17 protein-coding genes are annotated in these 17,172 nt (G+C 68.1%); 7 read left to right on the top strand and 10 right to left on the bottom strand.

The features are described 5' to 3' along the window. Positions 1-46: 46 nt before the first annotated feature. Positions 47-838, top strand: coding sequence for a hypothetical protein (locus ACOGXE_RS04320; RefSeq protein WP_419932724.1), 792 nt, complete (start codon positions 47-49; stop codon positions 836-838). Positions 839-919: 81 nt separating this feature from the next. Next, positions 920-1,411, top strand: a complete 492-nt coding sequence (locus ACOGXE_RS04325; RefSeq protein WP_419932725.1) for a hypothetical protein — start codon at positions 920-922, stop codon at positions 1,409-1,411. Positions 1,412-1,432: 21 nt separating this feature from the next. Here ACOGXE_RS04325 and ACOGXE_RS04330 read toward each other — a convergent pair whose 3' ends face one another. Together ACOGXE_RS04330 and ACOGXE_RS04335 are read right to left on the bottom strand one after the other, a co-directional pair. Then, complete coding sequence (locus tag ACOGXE_RS04330; RefSeq protein WP_419932726.1) at positions 1,433-1,990, bottom strand: GGDEF domain-containing protein; 558 nt, start codon at positions 1,988-1,990, stop codon at positions 1,433-1,435. Positions 1,991-2,066: 76 nt separating this feature from the next. Then, positions 2,067-2,861 (bottom strand): SDR family NAD(P)-dependent oxidoreductase, encoded by a 795-nt coding sequence (locus ACOGXE_RS04335; RefSeq protein ID WP_419932727.1) that lies wholly within the window; start codon positions 2,859-2,861, stop codon positions 2,067-2,069. A gap of 136 nt (positions 2,862-2,997) precedes the next feature. Here ACOGXE_RS04335 and ACOGXE_RS04340 point away from each other — a divergent pair, with 136 nt between their 5' ends. After that, the gene (locus tag ACOGXE_RS04340) at positions 2,998-3,894 is read left to right on the top strand and encodes an LLM class flavin-dependent oxidoreductase (RefSeq protein WP_419932728.1); all 897 of its coding nucleotides are present in this window, start codon (positions 2,998-3,000) and stop codon (positions 3,892-3,894) included. On the opposite strand, the gene ACOGXE_RS04345 is transcribed toward ACOGXE_RS04340, so the two are convergent. From ACOGXE_RS04345 to ACOGXE_RS04365, 5 genes are all read right to left on the bottom strand, one after another. Then, positions 3,891-4,631 carry an ABC transporter ATP-binding protein gene (locus ACOGXE_RS04345; protein WP_419933475.1) on the bottom strand — a complete coding sequence of 247 codons (741 nt, stop codon included), beginning with the start codon at positions 4,629-4,631 and terminating at the stop codon, positions 3,891-3,893. The genes ACOGXE_RS04340 and ACOGXE_RS04345 overlap by 4 nt on opposite strands. 56 nt (positions 4,632-4,687) lie before the next feature. Next, positions 4,688-5,479: an ABC transporter ATP-binding protein gene (locus ACOGXE_RS04350; protein WP_419932729.1), complete on the bottom strand. Its 792-nt coding sequence runs from the start codon at positions 5,477-5,479 to the stop codon at positions 4,688-4,690. Further along, entirely contained in the window at positions 5,476-7,347 is a 1,872-nt protein-coding gene (locus tag ACOGXE_RS04355; RefSeq protein WP_419932730.1) for a branched-chain amino acid ABC transporter permease, read from the bottom strand. Before ACOGXE_RS04355 ends, ACOGXE_RS04350 begins: the two co-directional genes overlap by 4 nt. Further along, positions 7,344-8,393 carry a branched-chain amino acid ABC transporter permease gene (locus ACOGXE_RS04360; RefSeq protein ID WP_419932731.1) on the bottom strand — a complete coding sequence of 350 codons (1,050 nt, stop codon included), beginning with the start codon at positions 8,391-8,393 and terminating at the stop codon, positions 7,344-7,346. The genes ACOGXE_RS04355 and ACOGXE_RS04360 overlap by 4 nt, the downstream gene beginning before the upstream one ends. A gap of 145 nt (positions 8,394-8,538) precedes the next feature. Further along, positions 8,539-9,873 (bottom strand): branched-chain amino acid ABC transporter substrate-binding protein, encoded by a 1,335-nt coding sequence (locus ACOGXE_RS04365; RefSeq protein WP_419932732.1) that lies wholly within the window; start codon positions 9,871-9,873, stop codon positions 8,539-8,541. Positions 9,874-10,006: 133 nt separating this feature from the next. Here ACOGXE_RS04365 and ACOGXE_RS04370 point away from each other — a divergent pair, with 133 nt between their 5' ends. Further along, positions 10,007-10,813, top strand: a complete 807-nt coding sequence (locus ACOGXE_RS04370; protein ID WP_419932733.1) for an EamA family transporter — start codon at positions 10,007-10,009, stop codon at positions 10,811-10,813. A gap of 43 nt (positions 10,814-10,856) precedes the next feature. Here the strand turns inward: ACOGXE_RS04370 and ACOGXE_RS04375 are convergent, their stop codons facing one another. Then, the gene (locus tag ACOGXE_RS04375; RefSeq protein WP_419932734.1) at positions 10,857-11,615 is read right to left on the bottom strand and encodes a rhomboid family intramembrane serine protease; all 759 of its coding nucleotides are present in this window, start codon (positions 11,613-11,615) and stop codon (positions 10,857-10,859) included. A 119-nt stretch (positions 11,616-11,734) separates the two neighbouring features. Between ACOGXE_RS04375 and ACOGXE_RS04380 the strand changes: the two genes are divergently transcribed. Beyond that, positions 11,735-12,454 carry a DNA alkylation repair protein gene (locus tag ACOGXE_RS04380; RefSeq protein WP_419932735.1) on the top strand — a complete coding sequence of 240 codons (720 nt, stop codon included), beginning with the start codon at positions 11,735-11,737 and terminating at the stop codon, positions 12,452-12,454. On the opposite strand, the gene ACOGXE_RS04385 is transcribed toward ACOGXE_RS04380, so the two are convergent. Both ACOGXE_RS04385 and ACOGXE_RS04390 read right to left on the bottom strand, forming a co-directional pair. Continuing rightward, positions 12,451-14,154: a SulP family inorganic anion transporter gene (locus ACOGXE_RS04385; protein WP_419932736.1), complete on the bottom strand. Its 1,704-nt coding sequence runs from the start codon at positions 14,152-14,154 to the stop codon at positions 12,451-12,453. The genes ACOGXE_RS04380 and ACOGXE_RS04385 overlap by 4 nt on opposite strands. A gap of 29 nt (positions 14,155-14,183) precedes the next feature. After that, positions 14,184-14,966 carry a hypothetical protein gene (locus ACOGXE_RS04390; protein ID WP_419932737.1) on the bottom strand — a complete coding sequence of 261 codons (783 nt, stop codon included), beginning with the start codon at positions 14,964-14,966 and terminating at the stop codon, positions 14,184-14,186. 43 nt (positions 14,967-15,009) lie between these two features. Between ACOGXE_RS04390 and ACOGXE_RS04395 the strand changes: the two genes are divergently transcribed. Then, positions 15,010-15,858, top strand: a complete 849-nt coding sequence (locus ACOGXE_RS04395) for an LLM class F420-dependent oxidoreductase (protein ID WP_419932738.1) — start codon at positions 15,010-15,012, stop codon at positions 15,856-15,858. A gap of 7 nt (positions 15,859-15,865) precedes the next feature. Beyond that, complete coding sequence (locus tag ACOGXE_RS04400) at positions 15,866-17,161, top strand: M18 family aminopeptidase (RefSeq protein WP_419932739.1); 1,296 nt, start codon at positions 15,866-15,868, stop codon at positions 17,159-17,161. Positions 17,162-17,172: the final 11 nt, after the last annotated feature.

The following is a 17,172-nucleotide window of genomic DNA, read 5'->3' on the forward strand; positions in this document are numbered from 1 at the left end:
AGAGCCCGCAGCGAAGCCGAGCACCGGCACGGGATAGCTTCGGCGCGTGCATCCCATGGAGCACCTGCGCTACGTGGCACGCGCGGGCGACCTGTCGCAGGACGTGCTGGTGCGAGAGACGGCATCGGCGCTGGGCGCGCTCGCGTCGGACCCGCTGGAGCTGGTCGCGGTGTGCCGACGCATCCTCGACAAGTACCCGATCGCTGGAGCGCTCTGGTCGATGGCAGCCCGGGTCTGCGCCTCGTCGCAGCCGTACCAGGCTGCACGCGAATTCGTGTCCGAGCTGCGAACCGATGCCACTGCCGACCGCGCCGCAGATGCCCTGCCTGAGGGCGCCGTCGTGTGCCTGCTGGGCTGGCCGGACCTTGCCGCTGAGGGACTGGCCCGGCGCGCCGACATCGAGGTGCGCATCATCGACGCCTACGGCGAGGGTGCGGGCCTGGCCCGCAGGCTTGCGGGCAACGGCTGCGAGGTGACCGACGTGCCGCTCACCGGTTTGGCGGCAGCGTGCTCGACCGCCGAGGTGATCCTGGTGGAGGCCGCCGCCGCCGGTCCCGATGCGGTGATCGCCGCCGGCGGCTCCCATGCCGCGGCTGCGGTCGGCTACGTGTCAGGGGTGGAGGTCTGGTGCGTCGTCGGGCAGGGGCGAGCGCTGCCACAGCAACTCTTCGAGGCCGCCGCCGGCAGCGTGGCCGGCGACCCGTGGGAATGCGACGAGGAGATCGTGCCGATCGGTTTGTTCAGCCATGTCGTCGGGCCCGGAGGCATCGAGCCGGCCGCCGGCTGGCAGCGGGCAGACTGCCCCCTCGCCGCGGAACTGCTGCGCCCGCCGATCTGATCGGGAGCACGTCCGCCGGTCAGCGGTCGAACCGTCCGGTGAACCGTGGCCGCGCCGATCCGGAGCGCTAGTTTGCCTGCCGTGCTTGACGCGCCGTCCACCGACATCAAGCTCGAGACGCTGACCGGCCACACCCACACGCTGGCCGAATGGCTCGTGGTGTTCAACCTGATGGGCGTCATCATCGACCCCTACACGCACCAGAGCGGCTGGATCCTGCCCACGGCATCGCGGCTGTTCCTGGTGTATGAGGAAGCCGACGTACGCTGCGCGTTCGTGGTGTGCAGCGATGCGGAGGGCGCCCGCAGCTTCCTGGGACGCTTCGCCGACGAGCATCTCGTGCTGCTGGACCCCGAGCGCGAGTTCGTTCGATCGCTGGGCCTGGAGCGGCTTCCCGCCTTGGTGCACCTGGCTCAGGACGCCAGCGTGCTCGGCTCGGCGCAGGGCTGGAACGCCGCGGAGTGGTCCGACGTCATCGACGGCGTGGAAGAGGCCATGGACTGGCGGGCACGCCCGGTGCTGCCCACAGCCGACGACCCGGGCAACTTCGACGGCACGCCGGCGCTGGGCTAGCGCTGCAGCGGAACTGAACGCTCAGGCCCGCCAGCCCTTCTGGCGGTACATCGAGCGGTCGGCTGCGTGCAGCAGCGCCCCGGACGAGACTTCGCCGCCGCGACCGGTAGCGCTGCCGATGCTCACCGTGACACCCATCTCAGCCAGCGGATCGCCGGCTTCGTTCTTCGCAGGCGGTTGGGCGAGCGCCGCCTGCAGGCGCTCGGTGACGATGTCCATGTCGCCTGCACTGCGCAGCCCGCCGCACACCACCACGAACTCGTCGCCGCCGACACGGGCCACCACATCGGACGGCCGGACCGCATCGCGCAGGCACTGCGCCACCGTGACCAGCACCAGGTCGCCGGCGAGGTGGCCGTGCTGGTCGTTCACCTGCTTGAAGGCGTCTATGTCGCAGAACGCGACACCGACCACCCGACCGGTTCGCGCCGAGCGCGACAGTTCGGCGTGCAGGTGGCGCAAAGCCCCGTCGCGGGTGGTGGCGCCGGTCAGCGAGTCGGCGTGCCAGCTTCGACGCCAGCGGCCCGACGCCAGCCACCAGCCGCCGCCGAGCGCTGCGGCCAGAGCAGCAGCGCCCACGCGCAGCCTGGAAGCAACCAGCCGGCTCACCGAACTCCGCTGCGGTGCGGATGCGGAACGGAACTGCGGGCCGCACTCATCGGGCGGTCCAGCCCCCGTCCACCATCAACGAGCTGCCGGTCACGTAACTGCTCGCATCGCTGGCCAGGAACAGCAGCGCCCCATCGAGCTCGTGCTCGTGCCCGGGGCGACGCATCGGGGCGTTCCGGCTGATCCACGCCATCGAGCGATCGTCGTCGAACATCGGCGCCGTCAGCTCGGTCTCGAAGTAGCCGGGGCACAGGGCATTGACCCGCACGCCTCGGGTCGCCCACTGCACGGCAAGATCACGGGTGAGGTTCACCAGGCCCGCCTTGGACGCCGCATACGCAGGCTGCAGGTTGGGCGCCGAGGCCACGTGACCGTGCACCGAGGCCACGTTGATGATGCTGCCGCTGGCCTCCCGGCCGATGATGTCGGCGGCGACCAGCCCCGCCAGCAGGAAGCACGCATTGAGGTTGATGTCGACTACGTGCCGGAAGCTCTCCACGTCGGCTCGCTCGCCGGGATTGATGGCATCGCTCACGCCGGCGTTGTTGACCAGCACGTCGACCTTCCCGTAGCGCTCCACCACCTGCGCCACCAGGTCTCGACAAGCGTCGTCGTCGCCCACATCGCACGGCACCGCAAGTGCGTCGGGCAGTTCGGCAGCCAGCGCCTCCAGCCGGTCGGCCCGCCGGGCCGCCACGGCCACCTTGGCGCCGGCTGCAGCGAATACCCGGGCGAAGCGGACCCCGAAGCCGCTCGATGCACCGGTCACCAGGCACACCTGCCCGTCGAGCCGGAACGGCGAGGTCAGGTCGATCTGGCCGTTCGCTGCGATCTCGCTCATTGACGGTCCTCTTCTGGCGCCGGGGCGGCACTTCAGTGCATGAGCGTACGACCCACGAGCGGAACTGTCCGAGACACTCTGGCCCGGCCGCGCACCGCCCCGACACCCTGGGCGAGCAGGCCCTAGCGTGGACGCCATGAAGATCCGGATCGGCTTCGGGCTGGGCACGCGCAGCTTCACCAACGACCACGCCACGTTCGACCCGTTCGTGGACGCGCTGGAGGACAACGGCTTCGACTCGCTGTGGCTGAGCGAACGGCTCGGCGGCGAATGCCCCGACCCGATCGTGGGTCTCGCCTATGCAGCAGGCCGCACCAAGCGCATGAAGTTCGGCATGTCGGTGCTGGTACTGCCCGGCCGGAACCTGGCCGTGCTGGCCAAGGAGCTCGCCAGCCTCGACCGCCTGTCCGACGGCCGGCTGCTGCCCGCGTTCGGGTTGGGCGTTGCCGATGTGCATGAGCAGGCGGCGTTCGGCGTCGAGCGTCGCCAGCGGGCGAAGATGTTCAACGAGGCCCTGCCGCTGCTGAAGCGCTTCTGGGAGGACGAGCCCGTCACCCACCACGGCGATTGGTACCACTACGACGAGGTCTCGCTGCTGCCCAAGCCGGCCCAGAAGCCCATGGACATCTGGCTCGGCGGTGCAGCCGAAGTCGAGCTGCGCCGCTGCGGTCGCTTCGGCGACGGGTGGCTGCCGTCGTTCTGCACTCCTGACATTGCCGCGGCCGGCTGGAAGATCGTGAACGAGGCCGCCGACGAGCACGAACGCTGGATGGATCCCGAGCACTTCGGCGTGCTCATCCCCTATACGCACGGCGACATCAGCCCCGGCTACAAGGCCATCCTCGAACGGCGGGCGCCCGACGCGGACCCCGGCGACATCATCCCGACCGGCTGGGACGGCCTGCGCGACCAGATACAGCGTTTCATCGAGGTGGGCGCGTCGAAGTTCGTGCCGGTCCTGGTCGGCGAGCCCGAGGACTGGTTCGCAGAGCTCGAAGGCGTCGCCAGCGCCGTCCTGCCGCTGCAGAACTAGCCCGGCTCGCCCGAGCCTGCTGCTGCGTCGCCGCCGTCCTTGCCGCCGCCCAGGTAGGAGGTACGCAGCGCCGGGTTGGCCAGCAAGGCCTCGGCGGTGTCGTCCAGCACGACCCGGCCCGTCTGCAGCACCCAGCCCCGGTCGGCGATGCCGAGCGCCATGTTGGCGTTCTGCTCCACCATGAACACGGTCATGCCGGCCTCGTGAATCTGTGAGATCAGCTCGAAGTTCTGCTGCACCAGTGCCGGCGCCAAGCCCATCGACGGCTCGTCCATCAGCAGGACGCGGGGCTGCGACATCAGCGCCCGGCCGATGGCCACCATCTGCTGCTCGCCGCCCGACAGCGTGCCGGCCTTCTGGCCGAGCCGCTCTTTGACGCGGGGGAACAGCTCGAAGACCCGCTCCAAGTCGGCAGCGATGGCGTCGCTGTCCTTGCGGAGATAGGCGCCGAGCTGGAGGTTCTCGCGCACGGTGAGGCGCTTGAACAGGCGGCGATTCTCGGGAACCATCGTGATGCCGCGGGCCACCCGGTAGCTCGTCGGCCGGTCGTTGACCACCTCGCCGTCCAGCACGACCTCGCCCGAGGTCGGCGTGAGCATGCCCAGCAGCGTCTTGAGCGTGGTGGACTTCCCGCTGGCGTTGCCGCCCAGCAGGCACACCAGCTCGCCCTCATAGATCGACAGATCCACATCGCGCAGCGCGTGCACCGCCCCGTAGTGCGCGTTGACCCCGCGCATCTCCAGCAGCGGCGTGGCCGCCGAGCTGGTCGCGGCGCTGCTCGCCGTGCTGCCCGTCACCGGGCTGCCCCGTGACCCAGGTATGCCTCGATGACCTGGGGATTCACCGAGACATCCGCGTAGTCGCCTTCGGCGATCTTGATGCCGTGGTCCAGCACCACCACCCGGTCCGAGACTTCGCGGACCACCTCCATGTCGTGCTCGATGACCACGATGGCAAAGCCCCACTCGTCGCGCAGCCGCCCGATCAGCCCGGTCAGCTCGGCCGACTCGGTGGGGTTCATGCCCGCCACCGGCTCGTCCAGCAGGATCAGCTTGGGCTGGGTGGCCATGGCCCGCGCGATCTCGAGACGGCGACGGTTGGCGTACGACAGCGTGAATGCCGGCTGATCGAAGCGGTAGCCCGTAAGCCGGCTGCCGAAGAACGACAGCACCTGCTTGCCGCGCTCGCGGATCTCCTCCTCCTCGCGCCGAAAGGCCTTGGTGAACAGCAGCGCCCCAGCGACGCTCTGGCGGGTCCGGCAGTGCTGGGAGACCATGACGTTCTCCAGCACCGTCATGTTGGCGAACAGCCGGACGTTCTGGAACGTGCGGGCGATGCCGCGTGCAGTCACCCGGTTGGGGTCGAGGCCGATGAGCGATTCGCCCTCGAACAGGATGTCGCCCTCGCTAGCAGCAACCGTGGCAGTGACGGCGTTGAACAGCGTGGTCTTGCCGGCGCCGTTCGGCCCGATCACCGAAACGATCTCGCCTGGGTAGACGGCCAGGTCCAGCCCGTCGAGGGCATGCAGGCCGCCGAAGTCCACGCTGAGGCCACGCGTCTCCAGGATCGGGGCGTCGGCGGTCATGATTCGCGCCCGCCCGTCTCGCCGCCGCCCGTCTCATCGTCATGAGTCTCGCCCCGCAACCAGGCGTCTTGCGCCATCTCCTCCTGGTGCAGCTCACGGGTGCGGCGCACGCTGGGGATGAGACCCTCGGGCCGGGCCAGCATCATCCACACCAGCAGGGCCCCGTAGATCAGCAGCTTGAACTCGGAGAACTCAGCCAGCAGGCCCGGCTGCTTCGGACCGCCCAGCACGCCGATCAGCACCGCCGAGCCGGCGATGACGCCGACGATGCTGCCCATCCCGCCGAAGATCACCACCACCAAGATGACGATCGAAACCAGAATCAGGAAGCTGGCGGGGAACACCGAGCCCACCTTCGCCGAAAAGATCGCCCCGCTGAACGATCCCAGCACCGCACCCACCACGAACGCCAGCAGCTTGACGTTGACCGTGTTGATGCCCATGGCCTCGGCCACGGTCTCGTCCTCACGCACCGCCATCCAGGCCCGCCCAATACGCGAGCGCTCCAGCCGCCACGACACATAGATCGCGATCGCACAGAAGGCGAGCACCAGGTAGAAGACGCTGCGCGGATCGGTGCCGGCCACGGTGGCCAGGCCGAAGATCTCCGCACCCGGGATGTTGGTGATGCCCTGCGAGCCGCCGAACCAGCCCGACAGCCAGTCCGACAGGAACAGCAGCCGGATGATCTCGCCGAAGCCCAGCGTGACGATGGCCAGGTAGTCGCCGCGCATGCGGATGACCGGGGCGCCGATGAACAGCCCGACTAGCCCGGTCAGGATCACCACGCCGATGAGCGCCACGAACCAGGGCAGCTCGGGATTGATCCGCGGCGAGGTGGCGGCGGTGAGCACTGCAGCGCTGTAGCTGCCGACGGCGAAGAACGCCACGTAGCCCAAGTCGAGAATGCCGGCCAGCCCGACCACCACGTTGAGGCCGAGCGCCAGCAGCACGAACAACCCGACGTTGGCCAGCAGCTCGTTGGTCAGCTTGCCGGCGAACATCGGCAGGATCACCAGCACAGCACCCGTCGCCAGGATCAGCCCGAGGTGCGCCCGATTGCGGGCAGGGCCTTCCAGCGAGTCGATGCGGGCCCGGGCCTGCTTGACGCGGCCGCGCCCGGCCACGGCCAGCACCGCCGACCCGAGCCCCAGCGCGATCGCACCGCTGACGGTCAGCCCGCCCCGGGGGGCGTAGAACCAGTCGACCACCCCGTCGATGCCCATGCCCTCGGCCAGGTCGGTGGTGAGCGATTCCAGAACTGCAGCACCGAACAGGGTGAGCACGACGGTCCAGAGCACTCGCTTCGCGAGCGCCGGAATGACATGTAGCAGCCCGCCGGCCGCGCCGATGACCATGCCCAAGACGAGCCAGATCACTACCGCGAACGCCGCGCCGCGGTCGAACGCCAGCAGGTCCGCCAGGATCGGGCTCCAGTTGACGAGCGGTTCGCGCAGGTCGAAGTTCGCGATGAGGATCGCCAGCAGCGACAGCCCGCCGCCGACCATCGCACCGCAGGCGGCCCCTCCGACCACCTCATGCGCGCCGGGGCCGTAGTACGGCACGCCCTCACGCCGGACCTGGTGCCCCACACGGCTGCCCGCTGCGAACGGCAGCACGACCAGCGACAGGTACCCCAGGCTGAGGAGGCCCTCGATGATCGCCCGGCCGTCGAGCTTGACCGGCATGTTGGACAAGGAGATGAAGATCTGCCCGATGGCGCCAATGGCTCCCATGCGTGCGATGCGACGCCAGTCCTGCGCGAACGGCGGGCGCGGCGGTGCGCTTTCGGCGGCGGTGCCCGGTTCAGCGTCGGGCCGAGGTCCGGGTTCCGGCGCGGTGGCGGGCGGCGGTTCGGCGAGGCTCACGTCCGGTCCTCCGCCGGCAGACGCTCGCCGAAGAGGCCGGACGGCTTCACGAGCAGCACGATGATGAGCATGGAGAATGCGATAGCGTCACGAAGCTGCGAGACGCCGCTCACACCCAGCGGTTCCAGGATCAGCAGCGGCCCGACCGATTCGGCCACGCCGATCGACAACCCACCGACCATCGCGCCGCCCAGATGCCCGATGCCGCCCACGACCGCCGCGCTGAACGCCTTGATGCCCGGCAGGAATCCCATGGTGTGGGTGACGCTGCGGAACAGGATCCCCCACAGGATCCCGGCCATCCCGGCCATCGCACCGCCCACCGCGAACACCTTCACGATGGTGCGGTTCACGTCGATGCCCATGAGCGCCGCTATCTCGGCATCCTCGGCCACGGCGCGCATCGCCTTGCCGGTTTTGGTGCGATCGACGTAGTACCACAGCGCGGCCATCGACAGCGCGGCCACCACCACGACGAGGATCTTGGCGCCCTCGATCTGCAGGAACGTGTGCTTAGCCTTCACCCAGTCGGGCACGTCGGGGTAGGGCTTGCTGGCCGGGCCCAGCAGCACGACGGACGCGTTCTGCAGGAAGAACGACACGCCGATCGAGGTGATGAGTGGAATCAGCCGCGGCGAGCCGCGCAGTGGCCGGTAGGCGACCCGCTCCATGATCACCGCGGTCAGCGACGACACGATGATCGACACCACCACGATGAACACCAGCGAGCCGATGAAGTTCGACTCCCACAGGCCCGCGTCGGCCAGTTTGTTCGAGGTGATCATGCCGGTCATGGCGCCCACCATGAACACCTCGCCGTGGGCGAAGTTGATGAACCCCAGCACGCCGTAGACCATCGAATAGCCGAGCGCTATCAGCCCGTACATCGAACCCTGCGCGACCCCCGAGACCACCAGCCCCCGGAACTGCGCTCCGGTGAGGCCAGTGGCATCGGGGTTCGCCCAGCGGGCGAATGGATTGTCAGGGTTGATCTCTTGGGCGATAAAGGCCGTGAATCCGACGATCAGGACGATCAGCACCGCCACCCGGATGACCGTGAGGAACCGGTCGATGCCGGTCCTGGAACTTCGATGGCCGCGATGCCTGGGGCCTTTTGCGGCACGAATCACCGGGTCGCGCTCCCGCGGCTAGCGGGGGCCCACTATGTGCACATGAGTCGAGCTGAGAATCTCAGCGGGCATACGCATAAACCACGTTCTGCATACTCGCCGCGGCGTTCTCCTCACCGCCGAGGTTCTGAATAACCGTGATCCGAGATGCGCCGCAGTCACCGAATTCGTCACAGTTGATCGTGCCGATCAAACCGCTGTAGCCCTGGACGCTGTCGAGGTAGTTGCGGATGCCTTGGCGGTCGACATGGAGATTCCCATCGGCATCTACGTAGGACGCAGCTGCAATCGCCTCCAACAGCAACGTCGTTGCATCGTAGGCATGGGCCCAAAATGGCGCTGCAGGAACCTCGCCATACAGCTGCTCATACGCCGTCAAGAACTCATCCGCGGTCTTGCCGGTGCTCTGGTTCACGTTCTCACCGAAGCGAGTATCGGGACCCGACAGATACATGCCTGCAGTCTGCGGCAACGCGAGATAGTCGAGATTGAGGAGGCCGTCAGCGCCCATCAGGACGGTGCTCTCCAAGCCCGGAATGCCCGGGGCTTGATCCGCCACAAAATCGCCCGCAGGCTGGAAGATCGGGAAGAACAACAACTGGGGTGCACTCGCCGCAATCTCGGTCAGCACTGGCACCATGTCGGTGTCTTCCTTGTTCAAGGCTGACGCAGCGGTCACCGTGCCGCCGTCGCGCTCGAAGAAGTCCTGGAACGCCTGTGCCAAGCCCTGCGTGTAGGGGTCGCCATCATGGATGGTTGCCGCCTTGGTGAGTCCGAGATACTCGAGAACGAAAGTGGAAACCGCCTCTCCTTGGGCTCGGTCGTTGTGGGCGGTGCGGTAGTAGCCAATGTTGCGGTTCTCGCCGACGTTGCCGTCGAGATCGGAGGTGAGCGCGGGTGAAGTGTTGCTGCCTGAGATCAACACCATGCCGGCGTCGGTAATGAGTGGGGCTGCTGCTACCGCTGCGCCTGAGCAAGAAGTGCCGATGACGCCGAGCACGTCTTCGTCGGCAACGACGATCTGAGCCGCGGCCTGGCCGCCGTCACTAGAGCACAGGTCGTCCAGCCCCACGCCGACCTCCACGTCGAATCCGTGAATCGAGCCGAAGTGCTCGACAGCGAGCATCGTCGCGCGCTGGTTGGGCAAACCGAGGAAGGCCACGTCACCGGTGATCGCTTCGAGCGAGCGGATCTGGATAGCACCGCCTGATTCAACCCGGACGACACCGAGCGATCCGTCGCCGAGATGCTCCATCGACATCTCACCCTCGGCGTCGCTCATGTCGTCGCCGACGGCGGTGGCCACCGGATCAGGTTCATCCACCTCCTCGGCATCGCCGTCGCCGCACGCCGCAGTAACAAGCGAGAGCGCGAACAGTGCCGCCAGTAGTGTCATAGGCCTTCGCCTCATGCGAACGTCCTCCCATTCCGATTGATTCAACGATCGTATGCGCTCGCTATGGCATACCAATCCATCTGGTGCCCCCCGATTCCGCGCTTCACCCGAGGCGTTGTTCGCCGTCGGTGCCGTGTCGCAATACCTGGGCGCCGCTACGGCGTTCAAACTGTTCAACGACCTGGGGCCAGGCACCGTCGCGCTGCTGAGAGTGGCGGGTGCCGGCGCGGTGATCGTGTTGCTCCGGCGCTCGTGGCGGCGCCGCTGGTCACGTATCGAGCTGGCATGGACGGCCGCTTTCGGGGCGGCACTCGCGTCGATGAACCTGTTCTTCTACCTCGCCATCGAACGCGTGCCGCTGGGCAACTCGGTCGCGATCGAGTTCATCGGCCCGATCGCGGTGGCGGCGTTCGGCACCCGCACCGTGCGATCGGGTTGGGCGTTGGCGCTCGCTGTCGCCGGAGTCGTAGCCCTGGCCGGATTCGCGCCGCCGGAGGCACAGCTCGGCGCGTTGTTCTCGTTGATCGCCGGGGCGCTGTGGGCGGGATACATCATCCTGGGCCACCGGGTGGCCCGCTCGGGCATGGCGGTGGACGGACTCGGCGTCGGCATGCTCATCGGCGCCGTCGTCATCAGCCCCGCGGGCATGGGCGGTCTGAATGCCGGCGTGGCAGCACCGCTGCTGCTGGCAGGAGGCGTTGCGGCGGGCATCTTGTCCAACGTCATCCCTTACGGCATCGACCAGCTCGTGATGCAGCGGCTCGCGCGGGCGCGGTTTGCGTTGCTGCAGGCGCTGCTACCGGTCACCGCGACGCTGATCGGGCTGGTGTGGCTGTCCCAGGTGCCGAACCTTCGTGAGGTGGCAGGCATCGCAGCCGTGATCGCCGCCATCGTGATCAACCGGGAGTCCGATCCGACGCCTGGCGACGTCGTCCCCTAAAAGGCAGCGCGGATTAGCGAGCCTTCTCGTTGCGCCGCCCCGTTCAGAACAGCGGGTCGCGCCAAGTGGCTGCGGCTGCCAGCGCTCCCGCGAACGCCGCCGCAGCGATAAGCGCCAGCAGGCCCCATACCACCAGCGGCGAGCGTCGCACCCTGGTGTCGATCGGCTCGTTCGAGAGCCGCTCCGCCAGCGTGGGAGGGTGACGGCGTCGGCTGGTGTCGCCGATTGCCAAGCCAGCCAGCACCCCTGCGACGAGCCCGCCGAGGTGACCGCCGATCGAGATGCCGGGAATCAGGAACGAGATGATCACGTTGATGATGATCAGGCTGCCGAGCCCGTCTCGCCACGGGTTGCCGCCGCGCAAGTACTCCACGACGTAGGCCGCGCCCATCAGGCCGTACACGGCACCCGAGGCCCCCACCACGAACGCGTCGGGTCGCAGCAGCATGGCGCCGGCCGAGCCGCCGAGCAGCGACACCGCGTAGGTGGCGGCCAGCAGCGCTGGACCGACAAAACGCTCGAGCCGTCGACCCAGCAGGTACAGGACCAGCATGTTGAACAGGAGGTGCCGCAGGTCCGCGTGCAGGAACGTGCCGGTGACGATCCGCCACCATTCGCCCAGCTCGGCGATGTACGGGCCGGCGGTGCCAAAGCCGTCGAGCGCCGAGAATCGCAGCGAACTGCGGGAGAGCGGCAGGACGCGTGCGAGATCGTGAGTCAGAAAGAAGACCAGCACCGAGATGCCGCCGAGCACGACCGTCGCTGCCGGCTGCCCGCCTCGCCGAACACCGAGCCCACGCACGAGCCTGAACCCTACGAGTTGTGCGGGTGCAGGCGGATGCAGCGCGCAGTAGCGTCGCGTCTCCTCGTCCGTGTGACTTTCTACATATCCATGAAGGACGCCCGGGAAGGTTTGGTGCCATGTCGACGCTGCAGGATGTGATGGCGCAGCTGGAGCTTGCCGGAACAGCGCAGAACCGCAAGGTGTACGCCCGTCATGGCGCGGCCGAGCCGATGTTCGGCGTCAGCTACAAGGACCTCGGTCGCATCGCCAAGCCACTGCGGACCGATCACGCTCTGGCAGGCGACCTGTGGGACACCGGCAATCATGACGCCCGCGTGCTGGCGCTGCGTCTCGCCGACGCGGCTGCGATGACCAAGACACGGGCGCGACGCTGGCTGCGCGACGTCGACAACTACATCCTCGCCGAGGCTCTCGGCGGGCTGCTCTCACAGTCGCCGCACGCGCGGTCGCTCAGCGACGAGTGGCGGGATTCACCCCGTGAGTGGCCCGCGTCGGTGGGCTGGTTCATCGTGGCCTGCACCGCCGAGCAGTCCGACGTCTGGTCGGCCGGCGAATTGCGGAGCCTCGTGGGCCAGATCGACGCGGAGATTGCCGAACGGCCGAACCGGGTGCGTCACGAGATGAACGGCGTGCTCATCGCAATCGGTCTGCGTGACGAGAGCCTGCGACGCTCGGTGCTCGAGCTGGACGCCCGCATCGGTCCCGTACAGGTCAACCACGGCGAGACCGGCTGCAAGACGCCTGCCATCGCGCCCTACATCGACCGCACGCTCGCTCATCGCGAGAAGATGGCGGCGCGCCGAGCCGCCAAGGCGGCCGCCAACGCCAGGGCTTAGCTCTCGCCGTCAGGTCCGTCGAGGAGCCTCCGGGCGACGATGCGGGCGCCGTCGAGATCTTCGACGAATTGATCATCGGGGATGCTGCGAAGCACGTTCAGCTCCCTGACGCTCGTCGCCTGTGAGCCTTCGAGGCCCATCACAATGCACTTGGCCCCTGATTCCACCGCGACGTCGACGAGCTGGCCGACCATGTAGGCGGCGCTGTCGTCCATGTAGCGCGTGTCGGTGAAGTCGAAGATCACCACCTCATGCTCTTCCACGTCGTGGTTGATGGCGTTGAACAGCTTGATGGACGAGGCCGCCGTGTAGGTGCCCCGCAGCGACAGCAGGCCCGTGCGGGCTGCGAACGGATCGGGGCCGTCGAGGTCGAAACTGGGAATCGCTGGACCGTCGCTCTCATCTCCGGCATCGGGATCTGGCTGGTTCAGGAACGTCATGTCCAGCAGCGGCGTGGAGACCGCATTGTCGAGCTCGAGACGCTCGAATTGCCGGGAAGCGGTCATTGCTGCTGCCAGCAGGCCGGCGCCGACGGCCAGCAGGAGGTCGGACACGATCGACAAGCCCAGCGTGAGCCCCATGACGGCGTATTGATCGAATTGCGTTCGCCGCACCCGGACCAGGTATTGCCAGTCGATGATGTCGAAGCCGATCTTGATGAGGATGCCGGCCAGCACCGGGTGCGGGATGACCTCTGCGAAGCGTCCCAGCCCGAGCACCAGCGCCCCGAGCACCAGCGCGCACAGCGCCCCGGACACTCGTGAGCGGCCGCCTGCCTTCACGTTGGCGACCGTGGCCGACGTGGCCCCCGCACCGGGCACCGCGCCGATGAACGCTGACAGGCAGTTGGCTGCGCCGACGCCGATCAGCTCGCGATTGGGGTGATGCGAATCGCGTGTCATCGAATCGGCGACTCGTGCGGTCAGCAGGCTGTTGATCGAGCCGAGCAGAGCAAGCGTCACAGCGGGCGGCAGGGCACCGCCGATGTCAGCCCAATCGAAGCTCGGCATCACCAGGTCCGGCAGGCCGGACGGCACCTCTCCGATGACCGCCACATCGTCGATCCACAGCACGCTGACCACGGTGGCGACGAGCAGAGCACCGACGGACGGGGGCAAGATCCGCCCCAGCCGTCGCGGCCAGAACAGGCACACGGCGATCGCCAGGATGCCGAGTGCTGCGGCGCTGGTGTCGACGCTGCTGATCGCATCCGGCAGTGCGCTGATCGAGGCCGCCACCCCGCCCAGCGCTACCTCATGGCCCAGCAGCGGGATGAGCTGCACGACGATGATGATCACGCCGACTGCAGAGGTGAAGCCCGAGACGACGGGGTAGGGCGTGTAGGCCACGAAGCTGCCTAGGCGCAGCGCGCCCAGCAGGATTTGGAGAGCCCCCGCCAACACCATGATGAACAGTGCTTTCTTGACGTCTCCCTGGGCGTAGTCGACCACCACCACCGACATCGCCACCGACAGCGGTGCCGTCGGCCCCGAGATCTGTGTCGCTGAGCCGCCGCCAAGCGCTGTCAGCAGGCCGACGGCAACGGCCCCATAGAGGCCGGCGATAGCGCCGAGACCCGAGGCCACGCCGAATGCCAGCGAGAGCGGCAGCATCACCACGGCCGCGGTGAGACCGCCGAAGACGTCGCCGCGCAGCTGCTCTGCGGTGTAGTTCAGCGTCGGCGTCTTCAGCGCTGCCATGTCAACGCCGAGTCAGGCCGACCTCTCGACTAGCGGCCGAGGAACGTGTTCAACGCCTCCAGCACGGTGGCCTTGTCCGGATCGACGAAGACGTGGGTCGCGCCCGAGCTGTAGATGGAGTCGCCGACGCGTACGAGGACGCCGTAGCGGTTGACGGGAAGCCCCTGGAAGGTGGCCGTGTAGTCAGTGCCGAACGATTCGTCGCCCAGACCGGGGTCTTCTCCGTAGCTGAAGGCGCCGACGGCACCGGTCGACGGCTCAGGGAATTCGCCGCAGGCAACCACCTCTTCCTTGTAGTTGTTGAACGCCTGCGAGGCCGCATCAGCCGATTCGAACCGGGAGATGGAGACATCGAGGAACGGCCCCGTCAGCGGATCGGCAGCCCAGACGGCTTCGGAGTACGCCACCGCCAGGAGGCCGCCGTATGCCGGGGTGCCGGGGCAGGTCTCGGCCCGCGGGATGTTCGTGGCCGTCTGCAGCGTGTCGAAACCGGCGGGTGTCTCGCCTTCCAGCAGGGCGCCCTCCACGGCACCAGGCAGCGCTGCGCCGGCAGGCGCCTCCGTGGTGGGCGGCGGCGGTGCTTCGGTCGTCGTGGGCGGCGGAGCTGCGGTGGTGGGCGGCGGCGCTTCGGTCGTCGTGGGCGGCGGCGCCGCAGTCGTGGGCGGCGGCGGGGCCTCCGTTGTGGCGACGGTGGTCGGGGCTGCGGTGGTCGGCGCAGCCGCCTCGGTGGCCGGAGGCGGATCATCGTCTGCGCCGCCGCACGCGGCAGCAACGAGGGCAAGCACAACAAACAAAGCAGAGATGCGTCGCATAGAGGCAGACTACGGCCTACGGCTATGTGAAGAGGGATACACAATGAAGTTCGGCATGACATTGGCCAATACCGGTCCACAGGTGGAAGGGGGGACCGCGATTGCGTATGCGCAGGAGGCCGAGGCGGCAGGCTTCGAGTCGCTCTGGACCGTCGAGCACGTGGTGGTGCCCGAGGGCTACCAGACGCCCTATCCGTATGCCGAGGACGGCAAGATGCCCGGCAAGCGGGACGACATCGACATTCCCGACCCGCTGATGTGGATGGCCTTCGTGGCATCCGTGACTTCGGAGATCAAGCTGGGCACCGGCATCCTGATCGTCCCGCAGCGCAACTTCGCCGTCACGGCGAAAGCTGTTGCCACGCTCGACCGCCTCTCGGGCGGCCGCGTGCTGCTCGGCATCGGCGCCGGATGGATGGAAGAGGAGTTCGACGCGCTGGGCGTGTCGTTCGCCGACCGCGGCGACATCACCGACGAGCACCTCGAGGCCTACCAGTCGCTGTGGCGCGACGACGTGTGCTCCTACCAGGGCAAGCATGTCTCGTTCGACCGGGTGTATTGCCGGCCGCAGCCGGTCGGCCCGGTGCCGATCATCGTGGGCGGTGACAGCAAGCGCGCCGCTCGCCGCGCCGGCGAGCACGGCGACGGCTTCTTCCCCGTATCCGGCGATCTCGAAGAAATGTCGATGCTCTACAAGCACGCACAGCGCTGTGCCGAGAACGCCGGCCGCGATCCGGAGAAGATCGAGTTCACCACCATGGGGCCAGCGACACCAGAGTGGATCGAGCAGATTGCCGCCATCGGCGTCAGCCGGCTGGTCGTGAACCCGATGTCCCGTTCCAAGTTCGACGACTTCAGCCGGGACGTCATCACCGCGTACGCCGACGCCTAGGGCACGCATGCTCGACTCGCTGTTCGAGTTCATCGAGGCGTCGCCGTCGCCGTACCACGCAGCCGCGTCGGCCGCTGACCGCCTCAGCGCTGCGGGCTTGCTCGAAGCCGGGCGCAGCGAGGACTGGAGCGAACTCGACTTGGCGGTCGGCCTCACCGTCCGGGACGGCGGCACGGTCGTCGCCGCGCGCGCGGGCCCCGATGTCGACCCGGAGCAGCTTCGCTTCAGCGTGATCGGCGCCCATACCGACAGCCCCAACCTGCGTCTGCGCCCTCAGCCGGACACGGGTGCGCTCGGCTACCGCCAGCTCGGCGTGGAGATCTACGGCGGTGTGCTGCTCAACTCCTGGCTCGACCGGGATCTGGGTCTGTCGGGACGGCTGGTGGTGCAGGACGGGACTGACAGCGCGACCGGCGCCGGGCCGGAGACCGTGCTGTGGCGCTGCGACCGGGCGCTGCTGCGGGTTCCGCAACTGGCGATCCACCTCGACCGGGACGTGAACGACGGCTTGAAGCTGGACCGGCAGCAGCACATGACCCCGGTGTGGGGGCTCGGCGAGCCGAGCGCCGATGGATTCCGCTCGTTCTTGGCCGAAGAGCTCGCAGTCGTGCCCGACGCGGTGCTGGCGTGGGATGTCATGGCACACGACCTCACCCCCCCTGCCCGGCTAGGTCGCAATGGCGAGATGTACGCGGCCGGCCGCATCGACAACTTGGCGTCGTGCCACGCCGCAGTGGAGGCTCTGGCCGGGCTCTCGGCCGTGCCTGACAACACGGCTGCGGTGGTGGTGCTGTTCGACCACGAGGAGATCGGCAGCGATTCCGCCACCGGCGCCAGCAGCCCGATCTTGGCTGATGCCCTCGAACGCATTGCTGCGGCGCTCGGCGCAGATCGCAGCCAATACCTGCGAGCGGTGGCTCGCTCGCTGTGCGTCTCGGCCGACGGGGCCCACGCGGTGCATCCGAACTATCCCGAGCGTCATGAGCCCCAGCACCTGCCGGCGCTGAACGGCGGTCCGGTCATCAAGACGAACGCCAACGTGCGCTATGCCACCGATGCGCGCACCAGCGCTCGCTTCGCGGCCGCATGCGACACGGCCGGCGTGCCGCACCAGATCTATTCCCACCGGGGCAACCTGCCGTGCGGCTCGACCATCGGGCCGATCACAGCCTCCCGGCTGGGCATGAGCGTGGTCGACGTGGGTTCGCCCATGCTGTCGATGCACTCGGCCCGCGAACTCGGCGGCAGCGACGACCCCGCCATGCTCACGGCCGCGCTCGGCGCCTTCCTCGCAGACGGCTGAGCGCTGCGCGC

This window comes from Candidatus Poriferisodalis sp., assembly GCF_965208555.1.
In the GTDB taxonomy this organism is placed as follows: domain Bacteria; phylum Actinomycetota; class Acidimicrobiia; order Acidimicrobiales; family Poriferisodalaceae; genus Poriferisodalis.

Coding starts and splice junctions, on each gene's coding strand:
- ACOGXE_RS04340 (WP_419932728.1), top strand. CDS start 2,998: ATGAAGATCCGGATCGGCTTCGGGCTGGGCACGCGCAGCTTCACCAAC.
- ACOGXE_RS04350 (WP_419932729.1), bottom strand. CDS start 5,479: ATGACCGCCGACGCCCCGATCCTGGAGACGCGTGGCCTCAGCGTGGAC.
- ACOGXE_RS04345 (WP_419933475.1), bottom strand. CDS start 4,631: ATGCGCGGGGTCAACGCGCACTACGGGGCGGTGCACGCGCTGCGCGAT.
- ACOGXE_RS04385 (WP_419932736.1), bottom strand. CDS start 14,154: ATGGCAGCGCTGAAGACGCCGACGCTGAACTACACCGCAGAGCAGCTG.
- ACOGXE_RS04395 (WP_419932738.1), top strand. CDS start 15,010: ATGAAGTTCGGCATGACATTGGCCAATACCGGTCCACAGGTGGAAGGG.
- ACOGXE_RS04400 (WP_419932739.1), top strand. CDS start 15,866: ATGCTCGACTCGCTGTTCGAGTTCATCGAGGCGTCGCCGTCGCCGTAC.
- ACOGXE_RS04365 (WP_419932732.1), bottom strand. CDS start 9,873: ATGACACTACTGGCGGCACTGTTCGCGCTCTCGCTTGTTACTGCGGCG.
- ACOGXE_RS04335 (WP_419932727.1), bottom strand. CDS start 2,861: ATGAGCGAGATCGCAGCGAACGGCCAGATCGACCTGACCTCGCCGTTC.
- ACOGXE_RS04390 (WP_419932737.1), bottom strand. CDS start 14,966: ATGCGACGCATCTCTGCTTTGTTTGTTGTGCTTGCCCTCGTTGCTGCC.
- ACOGXE_RS04380 (WP_419932735.1), top strand. CDS start 11,735: ATGTCGACGCTGCAGGATGTGATGGCGCAGCTGGAGCTTGCCGGAACA.